The sequence below is a fragment of the Jutongia sp. genome (assembly GCF_057878315.1).
In genome coordinates, this window is sequence record NZ_DBLXSO010000015.1 from 40160 (window position 1) to 59605 (window position 19446).

The following is a 19446-nucleotide window of genomic DNA, read 5'->3' on the forward strand; positions in this document are numbered from 1 at the left end:
TGTCAATACAAAAGGGCAAAACCTTGATTCATATTGCATTATGAGAATTGTTCTATACTCTAAAATAGTCTGTCCGTAAAACGGGATATCCCATTTTACGGACAGACTATTGTTTTCTTAAAATGTTTATTTAAGATTTTATTGGATATTCGCTTTGATCTTTGCAGCAAGCTCAGCGGCATCCTGCTCCGGAGTACCAGGCTTCCAGCTGATATTTACGGTATCACCCTTATAACGTGGGATCAGATGTACATGGAGATGGAATACTGTCTGACCGGCAGCCTCACCGTTGTTCTGGAGAACGTTGATCCCGTCGCAGTGAAGCACCTCCATCATGGATTTTGCACATTTGCGGGCAATCTTGAAAAGCTTCTCGGCATCGTCATCGGCAAGCTCGAAAAGATCCGCGGCATGATTCTTTGGAAGGATCACGGCATGTCCCCTGGATGCCGGATTGATATCAAGCATTACCTTGAAATCGTCATCCTCATAAATGGTAGTGGAAGGGATTTCTCCCTTATTGATCTTGCAAAAGATACAGTCATCGACATATTTTTTACTCATAATAACCCTCATTTCTGCGTACGTTCTTGTATGTAATGGGGATGTGCCGGGTACGCTCAAGACACATTCTCATGTGAAATTCATTCAAAAACGGATCTTCCGTTATGATTTGTGAAATGTTCCGGCTTCATTAAGATATTGCAATAGGAAACAGCGTGTCAAAGGTACGGATCTGTTTGAAATCGCCCTTGGCAGTCACAGCGCCGGACAAAAAGGCATTGTGCATGGTAAGCTCTCCCTGAACGATACGCCGGACTGTCTTGTCATCCAGACGGATCTGGACATTCGCGGCAGGATTTGCTTTGTTGCTGCAAATAAGCTCTTCGTCATGAATGTCAACGGAGAGTACCCTTCCATCCTCGAATTGGAGGTTATAACATACCGTGAGCGGTGAGACCGGCCGAAAATGCTCCTGCAGGGCATCGGCAAGTGGATCGCCTGCTATCGGTGCAGCCGTTTCTTCCTCGTCGGTGTCTCCGAGCAATCCCTTAAACATGCTGGTGAGTTCCTCAATGTCTTCCTTCTGCTTCTGAACATAATTGTTATCTGATACATACATGGAAAGCTGCTCGCTTTCCTGTGGTGTCAGCTGCATTGTTTTCGGACGCAGAGTATTCTCGCAGATGGAGTTTGTGCTGGAAGGAAATACTTTTAATTTCTTGGAGAAGGAACGGTAGAAGCTTTCTGCCTTCTTCTCGATGAGTAAAGCGTAATCCGGATTTGTTTCAAAGTCCGTATGATCCGCAACATAGGTGCAGATTCCCTCGCACGGAATGCCGCCGAGAATTTCCCAGGCACGGGTCAGCGTCTGATAAGCGTCCTTTTCGCCGGCAGTAGTGGCGGTGACAACCGGAAGCATATAAAGCTCCTTGATATGATCCTTGTCTCCATAAAGCCAGCAGGCATCCAGAAACTGCTGTAAAAATCCGCCGATCCCAAGCCACTCCACGGAAGCGGCAAGGATCACGCCGTCCGCCTCCTTCAGGGTCTTTGGCAGGACGGAGATGCCCTGCTTATCCTCGTAAAGATTATATTTCTTGACTTCCATATTAAGCTCTCCGAGTACCTCGGTCAGCTTGTTCATCACATAAATGGTAGGATCCTCAATGAGTCCCCTTCCTCCATAGTAAATATTGATCTGTTGCATAAGTTTCCTCATTTCCTGATAAATAAGATGAAAGCCTGACAGATATGTCAATGACTGACAAGGTATTCGCCAATGGCTTTATCCCGGTAAGTTCGTCTGATCCGTCTTTGTCTGCCTGTCCGATGCACGACGTTGTCTGCCGGTACCTGCGATCAGACCAATAAGAAGTCCTCCGAGAAGACCACCGACATGTGCTGCGTTGTCGACACCCTGATCGGTAAAACCGCTGTACAGACTCAAGAAGACGGCGAAGATCAGCTGGCGGTAATCCAGATCGATCTTATCGCGGTGGAATAAGACAAGTGCCAGAAGTCCTCCGGTAATGCCGAAAATAGCACCGGACGCACCAATGGAAGCAGTGTCTGTTCCTAATAATATATTATAAACCATCGAGGTGAACCCTGCAATAATTCCGGACGAAAAGTACAGGATTGTAAAGCGTGGTGTGCCGATCTGCTGTTCCAGAAATGTTCCGAGGAAAAACAGGCAGAGCATATTATTAAAGATATGATCGATTCCACCGTGCAGGAACATACAGGTGATAATACGGTAATACTCATGCGCATTGAAAACCGCCCGCCAGGAAAGACAGCCCTTGTCGATCCAGGCGTCCTCCCCGCCAAGAATGCTGAAAAAATCCGTTTTCAAAAAGATCAGTACATTGACCAGGATCAGTGCTGCTGTGGCTGAGTAAAGATAACGGCGTATGCTGCCTTCGGAAGCAGAACTCTCCCCGGCAGTCTCGAGCTCTTGATATGGTTTCATATAGATCAACTTCCTTTCATTATTTGTCCTATTGTAGCGGGAAATGATGCAAAGGTCAAATGAAATGAGGACGTTACCCTGCAGATGATTGACATTTATGTTGAATGCGTGTAATATGAAAACGATTTTCAGATTAGCTCAAGCTCTTGAAATGAGAATGTTGCATGTGCCGGTAATCTTTTTTATGAGAATCAGCAATTACAATGATTTTTGCTCATAAAGACTATGTTATCCGCAGGCTGTGTCTGAAAATTAACGCAGATCACTAGGTTTTCTGAAAAGTCTTTGCTTTGCATCGCTTTGATAAATACGTGTCCGAACGACCTGAACCCCATAGGTGGGCTCAAATATTTCGGTCGGCACGCTCCCGCTGCGTTGCCCCACGCAATGGTGCATAATGCCCTAAAGCACAGGGCATAAGCACCAGCGGGGGCAGAGCGCCTTTCGAAACATTTGAATCCCACCTTGGGGTGAGTACGGTAGAACACGTTTATCGAAGATCAAAGCGGCAAAGCAATTAGACTTTTCGAAAACCGTAATGTGACAAGATAATTTTCAGACACAGCCTGTGGATAATTATATTTTCAGGCAAAAATCACATTTAATGATCAATACTTATAAAAAAGAATACCGGCACAGGAAGAATACACACGGGGGGAGCTTGAGACTTTTATCAGAGATGGAGTTGAGACGATGAATACAGGGAAACATTATCATACAAAACAACAGAAGATTATTTTGGAATATCTGATGAGCGGCGGACAAAGTTATGTGACGGTGAGTCAGATCGCAGCTCATTTAAAGGAGCAGGGGCAGTCTGTTGGTTTGACGACGATCTATCGTCATCTGGACAAGTTCGAGCAGGAGGGACTTGTCCACAAGATCGTATTGGATGGCAACAGTGGTGCACACTATCAGTATGCGTGTGAGGACGAGGGTTCTTTCCTTCTGAAGTGTGAGGGCTGTGGCAATATGATCCCGATGGCGTGCAGCCACATGGAGGAGTTATACGATCATGTGCTGGAGGAGCACAGCTTTCAGGTCAATCCACATCGTACCATGTTCTATGGGATGTGTAATAATTGTATGGCAAAAGAACAAAAAAAGGGGAATAAGAATGAGTAAGAATAAAAGAAAATGGCGGAACCTGACGCACCTGGCGGGTATGTGTCTGCTTGTGACGGCAGTGCTTTCCGGCTGCTCGGTGGCAGGGACGAATCAGGAGGCTGCGCCGGATCGAAAGGATGGAAAAGTAAAGGTGGCGGCAACGCTGTTTCCGTATTATGATTTTGCAAGACAGGTCGGAGGAAATTATGTGGATGTATCGCTGATCGTGCCGGCAGGGATGGATACACATTCCTTCGAGCCGACAGCATCGGATCTCATTCGGATGGGAAATGCCGATCTGCTTCTATATAATGGAGGAGAAAATGAGCAGTGGGTTGGACAGGTGATAGAGGCGGCAACAGATCAGAAGCTGTTAGCCGATGAGATGGTGCAGCATGTAAAGCTCCTGACGGAGGAGCATGTGGAGGGCATGCAGGAGGAAAAGGGAGAAGCTCATGATCATGACGAGGATGAGGAGCACACGCATGATGAAGCGGCGGATTTGCAGGATACACATGAAAATGATGGCGAGATCGATGAGCACATCTGGACTTCTCCCGTAAATGCGCAAAAGCTTGTGAAACAGGTGGCAGACGATCTGGGAAAGGTTGACCCGGAGCATCAGAAGGAATATGATAAAAATGCAGATGCATATATCAAAAAGCTTCAGAAACTGGATCAGAAGTTTAAAACGGTGACGGAGCATGCAAAGGATAAATATCTCGCGTTTGCGGACCGTTTTCCGCTCCGTTATTTCGTCGAGGAATACGGTCTTGATTATACAGCGGCTTTCGCCGGCTGCAGCAGCGATACAGAGCCGAGCGCAGATACGATCACATATCTGACAAGACAGGTGAAGGAGCGTAAGCTGCCGGTTGTATTAAAGATTGAGCTTACCAGTGATAAGGTGGCAAATGCCGTGGCAGAAGCGGCATCGACAAGGGATCATAAAGTAAAGGTGGAGACATTTTACACCTGTCATAACGTTACGAGACAGCAGTTTGATGCCGGAGAGACTTATGTGAGTCTGATGGAAAAGAACCTGAAGGTTTTGAAGGATGCACTTCAATAGAAAAGGACAGGAAGGCTTTGGCGGACACGCTTCGATAGAAATAGAAAAGAATCTATAAGAAAATATATGGGAGGAGAAGATATGCCGAAGAGAAAACAAAAACATTTTGGTATGATCGCATTGCTCATATTCAGCTGTATGTTAAGTATGCCGGGGGCAGAGGCACTGGGACAGCTGCATACGGAGGCAAAGGCGATCACGATGGAGGAATTTAGCAGTCTGATCGAAGCACAGCAGCAGAGCAAGACCGTTGAGGTGTCTTCGGCAGAGGATCTTGACAGCCTGCGAAGCTTTCTGCAGAAGAAACCGACCGGTCGTGGAAATGTTTTTGTTCAGACCCGGGATATTGTGGTATCTCCGTACAGCTATCAGTATCAGGAGGAAAGTGGACGCACAGCTATTTATTACGAAGGAAAAGCGGAGGCATACTATGATGCGAAGGCGGATGTGTATTATGCTGATCCAACGACCAAGACTGCGATTTCCTATACCTGGAAAACGGAGTCGTTTGCGCCGATCGGGACGGATTCTGATTCCACTGACCCATCCTGGAGTTACGAGGGCAATGGATATAAGATTGAGGGAATTTATCAGAACAGATTAAAGCGGAGTGCATGGAAAAGCGCCGGCATCTTTTACAATGCCAAAAAGATCAGTGGTGTTTTCGTGAAAAATTACTTTGGATATGGAAAGAATGTGACAGATCTTGGTGCTTTGGGGGGGAATCTTTTGTCAATAGAGGGCTGCCGCGGTGAAAATATAGAATTGACGCTGCGGCATCGGGGAGAGGACGTAGCCGTTGGTTTTGTGCCATATATAACAGGGAATATTACGGACACAGATGTTCAGGCGGATATCTGTGTTAACAACACTGAAGAAGAGAGCGGTTGTTTTGGAGATGTGTCGGTGGGGATAATCGCAGGGGGATGGTCTAAAAAAGGTATGATCTTGAATTGCAGCAGCTCCGGTCACATTGAGAACTGGAATGATTTGCGGGGGAGCGTAGGCGGTATTGCTGGGTCTGCCGCAGAGATCAGTAACTGCGAAAGCAATGTGAAAATCGGCGGCATGGCTGCTACTGTGGGAGGAATCATCAGTTGTATTGCCGCCGGAGATGTAAAAAACTGTGTCAGCAGGGCACAGCTTTGCGGTAATTTTCAAGTTGCCGGAGGTATCGCCGGAAGTGTCCCACTTCATGAATATGAGGTCTCAGACTGTCGGTTTGAGGGAAGTATCCGGACAGATCGCAGCAAATCTTCGTATTTTAATACGGATGGTACGGAAGCATTATGCTATGGCGGTATCATTGGGAATATCCCTTTTACAAATGAAATTCTGATAAAGGGTTGCATCAATCTTGGTTCTGTTACGATGGAGAGCAGTCAGAGTGGAGCAGAGATAAGCTGGGGCACGGGAAATAAACTCGGTGGAATCGTAGGGTGGATCGCAGGAGGAGAGATCGTAAACTGCGTGAATGAGGGAAGGCTTTGCAACAAACAATCTGCAGAGCAGCCGGTAAGCGGAGAGAATACGACAGTCGGCGGCATTGCCGGTTATATGAAGGAAAATAGTGAGAATTCGGTTTTAAACTGCATGAATCGAGGGGATGTATTCAATGATAACGGCTCTGCAGGAGAAATCGTGGGAACGATGACGGGAGAAGATTCGGAGGTATGCAATATATATGCAGCCGGAACTGCTTCAGGAAATGCGGTAAGTAATCAGGTGATCGGTTGTGAAGGAAAAGGGGTGACCCGGAACTGTTTCACGGAAGAAAGCGGTGGAGCCGGGAAACTGTGCGTTCTTTTGAATCAGTGGATCCATGATTTTGATGTTACAAAAGAATACCATACAATTGTCACTCCGGGAGGGGATGAGTTTCAGCCGTGGGTAGTGGAGAATGGTGTGCTGACGCTTCAGAGAAAGCCGGTGATCAATCCGACTCCGACGAAAACACCAGTGAAAACGCTGCCGCCGACAGTGACGCCATTGGTGACACAGACACCGACAAGGACTCCGGTGGCATCGCTGCAGTCGACAAGAACCCCGCCGGTAACGCAGGCACCGACGAAAACTCCGGCATCATCGAAAAGTCCGATACCGTCAGTAACAAAGAAACCCGTTCAAAGTGCAGCTCCGACTGTGACACCGAAGCAGAGTATGCTTCCGGAGCTGACGCCGGTACCATCAGTCAGTCCGACGGCCGATATCACAAACACACCGGTATCTTTTGCATCGGCGGGGGAAACACCGTCACAGAATGGGTTGGAAACGGTTGATCAGAATACGGCGAAGAATCAGAATACCGGGAAGGTCACGCCTTCAAACGGCAGGAAAGGGTTGATGGCACCTGTCTTTACTCTGAAAAATCGTCAAAACAGCAGAAAACAGAAGTATGTCCAGGTGACTCTGGAAAAATATCAGGGAACCTATGTGGAGATCAGGGCGAAATTAAAAGGACAGAAGTATGTGCGGATGAAATTAAAAGAAAACCGGATCAAAAAACTGCATGGGTGTATTAAATTCCGGTATACGGTATCCGGCAAGAGGATTTATTTTAAGGTGAGAACGTATCAGATCCGGAAAGGGAAGAAGATATACAGTGCGGTCAGCGCACAAAAAAGTATAAAAACGAAATAATCGTTCTAAATATCAAAATAGTATTAGTTTTTGGCTTAATAATTATAGACGGAATTGGATAATACAGATATAATGTTATCAGATGGTACAGCAGAGTTCGGTTTTGTTATGGGGACATGATCTGCTGTGTGCAAATAATTTTATTTAATTTGAAAGGAGTTTACGAACATGAAAGTAGCAGACGGATTTTGGTTGAACAAAAAGGGATATGATGTAAGATATGCATCTCAGGCATATCAGGTAACAACAACAGAGAATTCTATCAAGGTCATCGCAACACCATACACAGTTATGAACAGAGGTATGACACTTGGCGGACCAAACCTTGAGATTACATATTCTTCTACATCAGAGAATATCATTAAGGTTCACATCGTACATTACAAGGGTGGACTTGACAACATTCCTCAGTTTGAGCTGAACGAGGATACCGGATATGTTCCACAGATCACACGCACAGAGGATAAGGCTGAGCTGATCTCCGGAGATACCAAGGTAGTGATCAAGATCGGTGATGACTGGGATGTACAGTTCTATCATAAGGACAAGCATCTGACAGGTGGAGCATGGCGTTCAACTTCTATCATTAACGAGAATCAGTTCGCAGCAAATGCACGCATGGAGATGCAGGAGGACGATGAGTTCTTCAATTATCCACAGGATCCACACCGCACATACATCAGAGAGCAGCTCAAGACTGATATTGGTGAGTGCATTTATGGTTTCGGTGAGAAGTTCACTCCATTCGTAAAGAACGGACAGGTTGTTGAGACATGGAACTGCGATGGTGGTACATGTTCTGACCAGAGCTACAAGAATATCCCATTCTACATTTCTTCTAAGGGATACGGTGTATTTGTAAACAGCTCTGATAAGGTGTCCTTCGAGGTAAACTCAGACACTGTTTCCAAGGTAACATTTACACAGCCGGGTGAGGAGCTTGAGTATTTCGTGATCGGCGGTAACAATCTGGAGGAGGTTCTGGAGAATTACACTACACTGACCGGTAAGCCATCACTTCCACCGGCATATACATTTGGTCTGTGGCTGTCTACTTCCTTCACAACAAGCTATGACGAGGATACTGTTATGAGCTTCATCGATGGAATGAGAGACAGAAAGATTCCTCTTCAGGTATTCCATTTCGACTGCTTCTGGATGAAGGAGTATGAGTGGTGTAACTTCGAGTGGGATAAGGATATGTTCCCGGATCCGGAAGGTCTTCTGAAGAGACTTCATGAGGATAAGGGACTTGAGGTTTGTGTATGGATCAACTCCTACATTTCACAGCAGTCTAAGCTGTTCGATATCGGTAAGGAGAAGGGATACTTCATCAAGAATCTTGATGGCAGCGTATTCCAGGCAGATCTGTGGCAGCCGGGTATGGCAATCGTTGACTTTACCAATCCGGAGGCTTGCGACTGGTTCAAGGGTATGCTCAAGGAGCTCTTCAAGATGGGCGTAAACAACATCAAGACAGACTTCGGTGAGAGAATCCCAACCAAGTGTAAGTATTACAATGGCATGGATCCGATCAAGATGCACAACTACTACACATACCTTTACAATAAGGTTGTATTCGAGGCTCTTGAGGAGTACTTTGGCAAGGACAAGGCTTGTCTGTTTGCACGTAGTGCTACTGTTGGTGGTCAGAAGTTCCCTGTACATTGGGGCGGTGACTGCTATGCGGAGTATTCTGCTATGGCAGAGACACTTCGTGGCGGACTTTCCCTCTGCTCATCCGGTTTCGGCTTCTTCTCCCATGACATGGGTGGATTCGAGGCAACTGCACCGGCTGACGTATACAAGAGATGGTGTGCATTCGGTCTTCTTTCTACACACAGCCGTCTCCATGGTTCTACCTCTTACCGTGTGCCTTGGGTTTATGACAAGGACGGCGATACAGAGGCATGTGATGTACTTCGTCATTACACCGTATTAAAGGGACGTCTGATGCCTTATCTGTGGGCTCAGGCCAATAAGACACATCAGGTTGGTGTACCAATGATGCGTTCTATGGTTATTGCGTTTACAGACGATACCGCCTGCAAGTATCTGGATCAGCAGTATATGCTGGGTGATAACCTGTGTATCGTGCCTGTTATGAATGAGGAAGGCAAGGCTGAGTTCTATGTACCTGATTGCGGTACCTGGACAGATATCCAGTCCGGTGAGAAGTATGAGGGTGGCAGATATTACACAAGACAGTGTGATTACTTCCAGACTCCGATCCTGGCTCGTCCAAACAGCATTGTTACTTACGGTAACTTCGATGCAGAGGACAAGATGACAGTTCTTTATGATTATCTGCAGGATGCAGAGGCAGTGATCTATGGTCTTGAGGATGGTAAGAGCGCGTCTGCAGTGATCTATGACAGTGAGTCTAACAAGCTGACCCAGATCAAGGCAGTCAGAAACGGCAATGTGATCGATGTGACCTATGATGCAACTGACAGAAGCTTCAAGATTACAGCTGAGGGCAAGACAGTAGATGCAGCTGCAGGAAGCACAAGCGTACAGATTACTCTGTAAGAGTGGATTTAAGAATTTATGATATAATTTAAGAAAGCCCTGCGGCATTTGTCCGCAGGGCTTCTTTTGATAAGAGAGAAAGATTCATCGTAAAAGAACATGTTATTGACTAAAAACCGTCAATAGAAGACTTGTCATGAAGATTGAAAAATGATAGTGTAGGTTATGTTAAAAACTGCCTGTTGACAAAAGGGGGCTTTTTGGAGAAAATAGGCAGTGTAACATAACAGGTGAAATGAGACAACGTTAAGGAGGAAAAGACGAAATGGTAAATTTTAAAGAATGGGACGGATTTGAAGGACGTCTCTGGAAAGAAGAAATCAATGTCCGTGATTTTATCCAGAATAACTACACTCCATATGATGGAGATGAGTCATTCCTGGAGGGACCAACCGAAGCAACCGATAAGCTTTGGGGCAAGCTGCAGGAACTGCAGAAGGAGGAACGTGCAAAGGGCGGTGTCCTTGATATGGACACGGATATTGTATCGTCTTTGACCTCCCATGGACCGGGATATATCAGTGAGGATTTAAAGGATCTGGAGAAGATTGTTGGTCTCCAGACAGATAAGCCGTTAAAGCGTGCATTCATGCCTTACGGTGGTATCAAGATGGCAGAGGAGTCTCTGAAGATGTATGGTTATGAGCCAAATCCGGAGCTTCACAAGATTTTTACCGAATATCATAAGACACATAATCAGGGTGTATTTGATGCATACACACCGGAGATGAGAGCAGTCCGCAAGAACAAGATCATCACAGGTCTTCCGGATACATACGGACGTGGACGTATCGTAGGTGATTATCGTCGAGTTGCTCTTTACGGTATCGATCATCTGATCGCAGAGAAGGAAGCGGATAAGGCAGTCTGCGGAAGCGGAAGCATGAAGGGTGAAGTGATCCGCCTTCGTGAGGAGCTGCAGGAGCAGATCAATTCCCTGAAGGGAATGAAGGAGATGGCAGCCATTTACGGTTACGATATCTCTGAGCCTGCTAAGAATGCAAGAGAAGCTGTTCAGTGGACTTATTTCGGTTATCTTGCTGCTATTAAGACACAGAACGGTGCTGCAATGAGTATCGGTCGTGTCTGCACATTCCTTGACATTTATATTGAGAGAGATTTAAAGAACGGCACACTGACTGAGACAGAGGCACAGGAGCTGATCGATCACATGACCATGAAGTTCCGTATGGTCAAGTTTGCACGTATTAAGTCTTACAACGAGCTGTTCTCCGGAGATCCGGTATGGGCTACCATCGATCTTGCCGGTATCGGCGTAGATGGCCGTCATATGGTGACAAAGACAGATTATCGTGTGCTTCATACACTGGAGAATATGGGACCTGCTCCGGAGCCAAACATCACGGTACTTTATTCATCAGATCTTCCAGAGAACTTCAAGAGATATGCAGCAAACATCTCCATCAAGACAAGCTCTGTACAGTACGAGAACGATGATGTTATGAAGCCTGTATGGGGTGATGATTACGCAATCTGCTGTTGTGTATCTGCAACACAGACCGGTAAGGAGATGCAGTTCTTCGGAGCAAGAGCAAACCTTGCAAAATGTCTGCTTTATGCGATCAACGGTGGTGTTGATGAGAAGAATAAAGTACAGGTTGGACCAAAGTATCAGCCAATTACTTCTGAGTACCTTGATTATGATGAGGTTATGGAGAAGTATGATGCAATGATGGACTGGCTTGCAGATATCTATGTAAATACACTGAACCTGATCCAGTACATGCATGATAAATATTATTATGAGGCAGCTCAGATGGCACTGATCGATACGGATGTACGCCGTACATTCGCTACCGGTATTGCAGGTTTCTCACATGTAATTGATTCCCTGAGTGCGATCAAGTATGCAAAGGTAAAAGTAATCCGTGATGAGAACGGACTTGCTGTAGACTATGAGACAGAGGGAGATTTCCCTAAGTATGGTAATGACGATGACCGTGCCGATGAGATTGGTGTATGGCTTCTCCGTACCTTCCTTGGGAAGATCAAGAAGCATCATACCTATCGTCGTTCTGAGCCGACTACATCTATCCTTACGATCACATCAAACGTGGTTTATGGTAAGGCAACCGGTTCTATGCCAAACGGCAGAAAAGCAGGACAGCCACTTTCACCGGGAGCAAACCCAAGCTACGGTGCAGAGCAGAATGGTCTGCTGGCTTCCCTCAACTCTGTTGCAAAGATTCCTTATGAGTGGGCTCTGGATGGTATCTCCAATACACAGACCATCAATCCGGACGCACTTGGACATGAGGAAGAGGAGCGTAAAACAAACCTTGTACAGGTTATGGATGGTTACTTTGATCAGGGAGCACATCACCTTAATGTCAATGTATTTGGCAAGGAGAAGCTTATTGACGCTATGGAGCATCCGGAGAAGGAAGAGTATGCAAACTTCACGATCCGTGTATCCGGTTACGCCGTTAAGTTTATCGATCTGACCAAGGAGCAGCAGATGGATGTAATTTCCAGAACCTGCCACGCACAGATGTAGTCAGAACGCAATACGCGAGGGCAGGGAGGTGTTGTTGGCGTCTTTGCCTTTGTGTAAATCAGATGTATAGATATGAATACAAACCTTGCATTTTGGTGTATAATAGGATCAGAATGCAAGGTTTGTGCTGTATAAAAGAGAAGAACAGCAGACAGGGAGGCACCGGTAGGGGAAATGCAGCAACCGGTAAAGCTGACTTCGTCTGCAGGAAAAGGAGAGAAAACATGGGACAGGTAAAGGGACGGATCCACTCCGTGGAGACATTTGGTCTGGTGGACGGACCGGGTGTGCGCTATGTAGTGTTTCTGCAGGGCTGCCGCATGCGGTGTAAATACTGCCATAATCCGGAGACATGGAAGCCGGATGAGGGTGAATTAAAGACAGCGAAAGAGGTCTTTGACAAGGCGTACCGTTACCGCAGTTACTGGAAGAACAACGGCGGTCTGACGGTCAGCGGAGGCGAGCCGCTGTTACAGATTGATTTTCTGACAGAGCTGTTTACCTTAGCAAAGGAAAAGGGCATTCACACAACACTGGATACCAGTGCCAATCCGTTTGATCCGGATTCGGCAGAGTTTATGGAGAAGTTTGAGAAACTCATGGAAGTGACAGATCTCGTTATGCTTGATATTAAGGAGATGGATCCGGAGAAGCATAAGGCGCTGACGGGGCAGACGAATGAGAATATTCTGGCGCTGGCAGACTGGCTTAATGAGCATGGAAAGCCGATGTGGATCCGCCATGTTCTGGTGCCGGAGCTTACCGATGATGAGGCAGGCTTACAGGCACTGAGGGAGAAGCTTGACCGGTGGAGTAATGTGGAGCGGGTGGAGATCCTGCCATATCATACGCTGGGACTGTTCAAGTGGCAGAACCTTGGCATTGATTATCCTCTGGAGGGGGTACGAACACCGACGCAGGAGGAGGTCGAAAAGGCAGAAAAGATTCTGGGGATACGAAAGCAGCCGTGAGAAATAACGATTCATGAGAGTATTATGTCAACGAGAATTGCGAAGCAATTCTTGGAGGGCAAAACGCTGGTTTTGCCCTTTATAATATATAGGAAAATGCTCGTAACGTAGTGTTATGTCAACGAGAATTGCGAAGCAATTCTTGGAGGGCAAAACGCTGGTTTTGCCCTTTTTACAGAGAGGAAGGCAGTATTATGGTAAAGCATATTATTTTGTGGCAGTTAAAGGATGAATTATCAGAGGAAGAGAAACAGACCGTCAAGGCCGGCATCAAGGAGGGACTGGAAGGTCTTGCCGGAAAGGTTCCGGGACTGACGGAGGTACATGTGCAGACACAGGGACTTGCATCATCAAATGCAGATGTAATGCTTGATACTACACTTGTAGATGAGACTGCGTTAAAGGGCTATGCAGTGCATCCGGAGCATGTGAAGGTTGCCGACAGCAAGGTTCGCCCGTACACGAAGACAAGAGTCTGCATGGATTTTGAGGTATAAGGAACAGAGTAGAATTTGAAATATTGCTTGCAGTTCTTCGATGCAGAGCGTTTGCGGAATGGAGATTAATATGACACTTCAACAACTTCGATATGTGATCATGGTGGCGGAGACCGGAACGATCACAGAGGCAGCGGGGAAGCTTTATATTTCCCAGCCGAGTCTGACCAACGCGATTCATGAACTGGAAAAGGAAATGAATCTTGTGATATTTAATCGGACGAACCGCGGGATTTCTCTGTCCAAGGAGGGCGAGGAGTTTCTCGGTTATGCAAGGCAGGTACTGGAGCAGGCATCGATCCTGGAGGATAAATACAAGGGAAAGGGCGGCGGCAAGAAGCAGTTTTGCGTGTCCACACAGCACTATTCCTTTGCAGTCAATGCATTTGTGGATCTGATCAAGGAATACGGACAGGACGAATATGATTTCAGCATCAGAGAGACGCAGACCTATGAGATCATTGAGGATGTGGCGCATATGAGAAGCGAGATTGGAATTTTGTTTCTGAATGATTTCAATGAGGTTGTCCTGCACAAGATCCTGAAATCAAATGACCTGAAATTCCACAAACTGTTTGTTGCAAAGCCGCATGTATTTATCAGTAGAAGACATCCGCTGGCGGATCACAAGGTGATCACCAATGAGGAGCTGGAGGCATATCCGTATCTTTCGTTTGAGCAGGGAGAACATAATTCCTTTTATTTTTCGGAGGAGATATTTTCTGCCTCAGAGCGAAAGAAAAACATTCGTGTCCGTGACAGAGCGACATTATTTAACCTGCTGATCGGTCTGAACGGGTATACGGTCTGCAGCGGTGTCATCGACAAGAAGCTCAATGGAAAGGATATCATTGCGGTGCCACTGGCAGATGAAAGCGACATGCGCATCGGATACATAACGCATAACAAAGCGGTGCTTAGCAGGATTGGCATGACATATCTGGAGGCACTGGAAAAGTACCTCGGTTAGCCGGAGAGCTCACAGGAGGCAGGCGTCTGCATGATGGAAACAGAGAAGCTTAGATGAGTTGTTTATAGTTTTAAACTATGGACAACTCAATTTTTTTGTATTATACAAATGACAGAGGGGAACGTATAATGATGTCAACATAAAACAACGCGCCTGACGACAGAATGTCTTTGGAGAAGGATGAAAAGACAGAGCTGTGGTAGAAATGGAGGATGAACATGAAGACATCAGTAATTGGATTTCCAAGAATCGGAACTTTGCGTGAGCTTAAATTTGCATCGGAGAAATATTTCCGGAAAGAGATTGATGGAAATGAGCTGACCCAGACAGCGGAGGAGCTGAGAAAAACGCACTGGAAGTTGCAGAAGAAATCAGGAATTAATTTTATTTCCGGCAATGATTTCTCCTTTTACGATATGGTTTTAGATACCGCAGTGTTGCTTGGAATTGTTCCGAAAAGATATCAGGAGCTTGGTCTTTCTGCGATTGATACATATTTTGCAATGGCGCGTGGTTATCAGGGAGAATCCGGTGATGTGAAAGCGCTTGCCATGAAGAAATGGTTTAATACGAATTATCATTATATTGTGCCTGAGATCGAGGATGACACGAAGATCACATTGAACGCAGATAAACTGTTTCATGAATATTTTGAGGCAAAGAGACTTGGAATCGAGACAAAGCCGGTTGTCATTGGCGCATTTACGATGTTAAAGCTCATTCGCTATACCGGTAAGAAAACGGCAGGTGATTTTGCAGAAGCAATTATCCGGGCTTATCAGGAACTTCTTGCAAAGTGCAATGAGGAGCAGGTGGAGTGGCTGCAGTTTGATGAGCCGTCACTTGTTAAGGACTTGGGTGCAGAGGACATCGAGCTGTTCCATCGGATCTATGATAATATTCTGTCTGATGCAGGTAAGTGCCGGGTGCTTTTACAGACTTATTTTGGCGATGTGAGAGATATTTATGCAGATCTGATCCGGATGCCGTTTGCAGCGATCGGACTGGATTTTATTGAGGGCAGACAGACCTGCGAGCTGATCGAAAAGTTTGGATTTCCACAGGATAAGATATTGTTTGCGGGACTTGTAAACGGCAAAAATATCTGGAGAAATCATTACGAAAAAACGCTGGGAACGGTTGCTGACTTGAAGAAAAAAGGTATTTCCGTTGTATTGTCCACTTCCTGCTCCCTGCTTCATGTTCCGTATACGCTCAAGCATGAAACCAAGCTTTCGCAGGAATTTACCTCTTACTTTGCTTTTGCGGAGGAAAAGCTTGCAGAGCTTAAGGAATTAGGACAGCTTGCCGATCAGGATAATTATCAGGAGAGCGAAGTATATCAAAAGAATAAGGCTTTGTTTGCCGGAGAACGTGACTGCCATAACGAGGAGGTTACAAAACGTCTTTCCGGTGTGATCGAGAAGGATTACATTCGTCTGCCGAAGAGAAGCGAGCGTCAGGCACTGCAGAAAAAGGAGCTTAAGCTTCCGGAATTTCCGACGACAACGATCGGTTCTTTCCCTCAGACAAAGGATGTCAAGGCGAACCGTTCTGCATTCCGCCGCGGAGAGATTTCCAAAGAGGAGTATGTTGCATTTAATAAAAAGAAGATTGCAGATTGTGTCAAATGGCAGGAAGAGATCGGACTGGACGTACTGGTACACGGAGAATATGAGCGAAATGACATGGTGGAATATTTCGGTGAGGCGCTGGGAGGCTTTTTGTTTACGGAGAAAGCGTGGGTACAGTCCTACGGTACAAGATGCGTGAAGCCGCCGATCATCTGGGGGGATGTATACCGTGATAAGCCGATCACTGTGGAGTGGTCTGTCTATGCACAGTCCCAGACCGATAAGATCATGAAAGGAATGCTGACAGGACCGGTTACAATCTTAAACTGGTCGTTCCCAAGAGAGGATATTTCCATTAAAGAATCTATTTCCCAGATCGCACTGGCAATCCGTGATGAAGTGCTTGACCTTGAGGCAAACGGAATCCGCATGATCCAGATTGACGAGGCGGCTCTGCGTGAAAAGCTGCCACTGCGCAGATCGGACTGGTACAGCGAATATCTTGATTTTGCAATTCCGGCATTCCGTCTGACACACAGTGGCGTGAAAGCAGATACGCAGATTCACACACATATGTGCTACAGTGAGTTTACCGATATTATTCCGGCTATTGACGATATGGATGCAGATGTCATTACCTTTGAGGCATCCCGTTCAGATCTGCAGATCCTTGATGCACTGCGGGAGAATCATTTTGAGACAGAGGTTGGACCGGGCGTTTATGACATCCATTCGCCACGCGTTCCTTCTGTAGAAGAGATGGTGCAGGCACTTCGTCTGATGCTGACCAAGATTGAGCCGGAGAAGCTCTGGGTCAATCCGGACTGCGGACTGAAGACAAGAGGTGTGCCGGAGACGGATGCGAGCCTTCGAAACATGGTAGAGGCAGCAAAGCAGATCAGACAACAGTAATAAGGTTACCGGAAAAGGGGCAGATAAAAGAAACATCTGCGCGAGAGTGATGTCACTTCCCAGCAGAGAATGTATTAGAAACGAGGTTTACTATGAAAATCGCAGATATTTGTAAGAAGAAAAAGAGCTTGTCGTTTGAAATTTTTCCGCCAAAAAGAACAGAGGATCTGGAAAATATTGACGAGACACTTTCGGTATTGTGTGAGTGTGATCCTGATTTTATCAGTGTTACCTTTGGCGCAGGGGGAAGCTCCAATTGTAACCGGACGATCGAGCTTGCCAAAAAGATCAAGAATGAATATCACGTAGAACCCGTGGTGCATCTGACCTGCCTTCATTATAATAAAAGCGAAATTGATGAATTTGCAAGGATTTTGACACAGGAGGGGATTCAAAATGTTCTGGCGCTGCGAGGCGACCGGAATCCGGATATTCCGGAGAAGGATGATTTTAAGCATGCCTCCGATCTGATCCGTTATTTAAAACCGAAAAGTGATTTTTGTTTTCTGGGAGCCTGCTACCCGGAATGTCATCCGGAATCAGATGGGAAGATTTCAGAAATGAAGCATTTGAAGGCAAAGGCAGATGCCGGCGCGGAGGTGTTGCTTTCCCAGCTGTTTTTTGACAATGAGCAGTTCTTCCGGTTTGTGGAGGACTGCAGGATCGCCGGAATTGGGGTGCCGGTCATTCCGGGCATTATGCCGGTGATCAATGCTCGCCAGATCAAACGGATGGTAACCATGTGCGGAGCTTCCTTTACGGAGCGTTTTCAGAGGATCCTTCATAAGTATGAGGATAACAAGGAGGCACTTTTTGATGCCGGAATGTCCTATGCACTGAGCCAGATCATTGATCTGCTGGTCAGCGATATCGACGGGATCCATCTTTATACGATGAATAATCCGCTGGTGGCAAGGAAGATCTGTGATGGGATAAGGCACATTATTTAAGTTTTGCTAAGTTTCACTCAAAAATCTTTTGAAATAATTAGCACTCATCTCTTGTTATTGTGACATTGGTTTTGTCTAGTTTCATATAGTCCCGTAACGCCCTATTTACAAGGGATTCACGGATTTCAATGCGTCCGGCGTAAAAGACGTATTGTTACAGTTATTCAATAAGATTATTGGAGCGTAAAAATAGTATTGCTATTGTGCGGACATTTGCATATAATAAAGATAGATGGAAACACTATTCACGAAAGGAGATGTTTTATATGGCTACAAAATCAGCAAATTTATATGCAAGGATTGAACCAGATGTTAAAGAAAAAGCAGAAAGTATCCTCTCTACACTCGGTATTCCTGCTTCCAGTGCTATCAATATGTTTTATAAACAGATTATCTTACAGAGAGGACTTCCTTTTGAAGTGAAAATACCATCTGCCAGACCTGTTGACGTCAGCACATTATCAGAAGCAGAGTTCAATGAAGAATTGGAAAAAGGATATGCGGATATGCAGGCTGGACGGACAAAAAATGCGAAAAAAGCTTTTGCTGATATTCGCAAGGATTATGGCTTATGATATATGAAGTAGAAATATCCGAACAGGCTGACAGTGATTTGAGAGGAATTTTTGAATATATTGCTTTTGAATTGCAATCGCCGGAAAATGCAATCGGACAGCTTGACCGTCTGGAAGAACAGATATTAAGTCTGGATACGATGCCGGAGCGTTATCGGAAATATGAAAAAGAACCGTGGAAAAGCCGTGGGCTTCGTGTATTACCAGTAGATAATTATGTGGTACTTTATATTCCAGACAACGTTAAAAAAGTTGTAACAATACTTAGAGTAATGTATGCCGGACGGGACATAGACAATCAGTTAAATCTCCACACAAAGCAATAAAGAATATGATTTAAAGCAGTCTTTCATTTATGATCGACTGCTTTTTTCATGCTCAAAATTAGAAGAAAGGACTGAATTATGATGGAAGAATGTAGCGTATTGATTGAAACGACAAAATCAGCAGAGGATAAAACCTCTCGCTGGTTTGATTTACCCATTGATTATGAGCTGTTCCGTGACCTGCTTGGTGTAGAAGCTGACAGTGGCGATTATCAGATTATAGATATGAAACTCCCTTTTGCTGGCGATATTGTAAGAGCAACCAGCGTCAGACGATTGAATAAGCTGTACTTTGCTTACATGGAGTTACCGCCATTGACACCCAC

At 45.7% G+C, this 19446-nt stretch carries 15 protein-coding genes and 1 pseudogene; 13 read left to right on the forward strand and 3 right to left on the reverse strand.

Going from position 1 to position 19446, the window contains the following annotated elements; genetic code table 11:
* Positions 1-138: 138 nt before the first annotated feature.
* From ACZLMD_RS05290 to ACZLMD_RS05300, 3 genes are all read right to left on the reverse strand, one after another.
* Positions 139-564, reverse strand: a complete 426-nt coding sequence (locus ACZLMD_RS05290; RefSeq protein ID WP_022305041.1) for an HIT family protein — start codon at positions 562-564, stop codon at positions 139-141.
* Positions 565-694: 130 nt separating this feature from the next.
* Positions 695-1711: an SCP2 sterol-binding domain-containing protein gene (locus ACZLMD_RS05295; protein ID WP_482522192.1), complete on the reverse strand. Its 1017-nt coding sequence runs from the start codon at positions 1709-1711 to the stop codon at positions 695-697.
* A gap of 78 nt (positions 1712-1789) precedes the next feature.
* The gene (locus ACZLMD_RS05300) at positions 1790-2476 is read right to left on the reverse strand and encodes a rhomboid family intramembrane serine protease (RefSeq protein ID WP_482522831.1); all 687 of its coding nucleotides are present in this window, start codon (positions 2474-2476) and stop codon (positions 1790-1792) included.
* Between the two features lie 693 nt (positions 2477-3169).
* On the opposite strand from ACZLMD_RS05300, the gene ACZLMD_RS05305 reads away from it, so the two are divergent.
* The 13 genes and pseudogenes from ACZLMD_RS05305 to ACZLMD_RS05365 form a co-directional block, all read left to right on the forward strand.
* On the forward strand, positions 3170-3601 hold the full coding sequence (locus ACZLMD_RS05305) for a Fur family transcriptional regulator (RefSeq protein WP_022305076.1): 432 nt from the start codon (positions 3170-3172) through the stop codon (positions 3599-3601).
* Positions 3594-4655 carry a metal ABC transporter substrate-binding protein gene (locus tag ACZLMD_RS05310; protein WP_482522830.1) on the forward strand — a complete coding sequence of 354 codons (1062 nt, stop codon included), beginning with the start codon at positions 3594-3596 and terminating at the stop codon, positions 4653-4655. The genes ACZLMD_RS05305 and ACZLMD_RS05310 overlap by 8 nt, the downstream gene beginning before the upstream one ends.
* Before the next feature lie 81 nt (positions 4656-4736).
* A complete protein-coding gene (locus ACZLMD_RS05315) occupies positions 4737-7295 on the forward strand; it encodes a hypothetical protein (RefSeq protein ID WP_482522829.1) in 2559 nt (852 codons plus the stop codon).
* A 168-nt stretch (positions 7296-7463) separates the two neighbouring features.
* A complete protein-coding gene (gene yicI, locus ACZLMD_RS05320; protein ID WP_022306443.1) occupies positions 7464-9827 on the forward strand; it encodes an alpha-xylosidase in 2364 nt (787 codons plus the stop codon).
* A gap of 265 nt (positions 9828-10092) precedes the next feature.
* Complete coding sequence (gene pflB, locus ACZLMD_RS05325) at positions 10093-12345, forward strand: formate C-acetyltransferase (RefSeq protein WP_118560481.1); 2253 nt, start codon at positions 10093-10095, stop codon at positions 12343-12345.
* A 224-nt stretch (positions 12346-12569) separates the two neighbouring features.
* Positions 12570-13316 carry a pyruvate formate-lyase-activating protein gene (gene pflA, locus ACZLMD_RS05330; protein ID WP_118560483.1) on the forward strand — a complete coding sequence of 249 codons (747 nt, stop codon included), beginning with the start codon at positions 12570-12572 and terminating at the stop codon, positions 13314-13316.
* A gap of 194 nt (positions 13317-13510) precedes the next feature.
* Positions 13511-13813 (forward strand): Dabb family protein, encoded by a 303-nt coding sequence (locus tag ACZLMD_RS05335; protein WP_022306447.1) that lies wholly within the window; start codon positions 13511-13513, stop codon positions 13811-13813.
* 70 nt (positions 13814-13883) lie between these two features.
* Positions 13884-14783, forward strand: coding sequence for a LysR family transcriptional regulator (locus ACZLMD_RS05340; RefSeq protein ID WP_022306448.1), 900 nt, complete (start codon positions 13884-13886; stop codon positions 14781-14783).
* Positions 14784-15001: 218 nt separating this feature from the next.
* On the forward strand, positions 15002-17269 hold the full coding sequence (gene metE / locus ACZLMD_RS05345; protein ID WP_484104778.1) for a 5-methyltetrahydropteroyltriglutamate--homocysteine S-methyltransferase: 2268 nt from the start codon (positions 15002-15004) through the stop codon (positions 17267-17269).
* Between the two features lie 92 nt (positions 17270-17361).
* Positions 17362-18219, forward strand: a complete 858-nt coding sequence (gene metF / locus ACZLMD_RS05350; protein WP_484107404.1) for a methylenetetrahydrofolate reductase [NAD(P)H] — start codon at positions 17362-17364, stop codon at positions 18217-18219.
* A 266-nt stretch (positions 18220-18485) separates the two neighbouring features.
* Entirely contained in the window at positions 18486-18794 is a 309-nt protein-coding gene (locus ACZLMD_RS05355) for a type II toxin-antitoxin system RelB/DinJ family antitoxin (RefSeq protein WP_118560487.1), read from the forward strand.
* Positions 18791-19120 (forward strand): type II toxin-antitoxin system RelE/ParE family toxin, encoded by a 330-nt coding sequence (locus tag ACZLMD_RS05360; RefSeq protein WP_118560489.1) that lies wholly within the window; start codon positions 18791-18793, stop codon positions 19118-19120. The genes ACZLMD_RS05355 and ACZLMD_RS05360 overlap by 4 nt, the downstream gene beginning before the upstream one ends.
* A 78-nt stretch (positions 19121-19198) precedes the next feature.
* Positions 19199-19446: pseudogene (locus ACZLMD_RS05365) on the forward strand (antirestriction protein ArdA); the annotation flags it as partial.

Coding starts and splice junctions, on each gene's coding strand:
- ACZLMD_RS05340 (WP_022306448.1), top strand. CDS start 13,884: ATGACACTTCAACAACTTCGATATGTGATCATGGTGGCGGAGACCGGA.
- ACZLMD_RS05295 (WP_482522192.1), bottom strand. CDS start 1,711: ATGCAACAGATCAATATTTACTATGGAGGAAGGGGACTCATTGAGGAT.
- ACZLMD_RS05315 (WP_482522829.1), top strand. CDS start 4,737: ATGCCGAAGAGAAAACAAAAACATTTTGGTATGATCGCATTGCTCATA.
- ACZLMD_RS05335 (WP_022306447.1), top strand. CDS start 13,511: ATGGTAAAGCATATTATTTTGTGGCAGTTAAAGGATGAATTATCAGAG.
- ACZLMD_RS05305 (WP_022305076.1), top strand. CDS start 3,170: ATGAATACAGGGAAACATTATCATACAAAACAACAGAAGATTATTTTG.
- ACZLMD_RS05360 (WP_118560489.1), top strand. CDS start 18,791: ATGATATATGAAGTAGAAATATCCGAACAGGCTGACAGTGATTTGAGA.
- metF (WP_484107404.1), top strand. CDS start 17,362: ATGAAAATCGCAGATATTTGTAAGAAGAAAAAGAGCTTGTCGTTTGAA.
- metE (WP_484104778.1), top strand. CDS start 15,002: ATGAAGACATCAGTAATTGGATTTCCAAGAATCGGAACTTTGCGTGAG.
- ACZLMD_RS05290 (WP_022305041.1), bottom strand. CDS start 564: ATGAGTAAAAAATATGTCGATGACTGTATCTTTTGCAAGATCAATAAG.
- ACZLMD_RS05300 (WP_482522831.1), bottom strand. CDS start 2,476: ATGAAACCATATCAAGAGCTCGAGACTGCCGGGGAGAGTTCTGCTTCC.
- ACZLMD_RS05310 (WP_482522830.1), top strand. CDS start 3,594: ATGAGTAAGAATAAAAGAAAATGGCGGAACCTGACGCACCTGGCGGGT.
- ACZLMD_RS05355 (WP_118560487.1), top strand. CDS start 18,486: ATGGCTACAAAATCAGCAAATTTATATGCAAGGATTGAACCAGATGTT.
- yicI (WP_022306443.1), top strand. CDS start 7,464: ATGAAAGTAGCAGACGGATTTTGGTTGAACAAAAAGGGATATGATGTA.
- pflA (WP_118560483.1), top strand. CDS start 12,570: ATGGGACAGGTAAAGGGACGGATCCACTCCGTGGAGACATTTGGTCTG.
- pflB (WP_118560481.1), top strand. CDS start 10,093: ATGGTAAATTTTAAAGAATGGGACGGATTTGAAGGACGTCTCTGGAAA.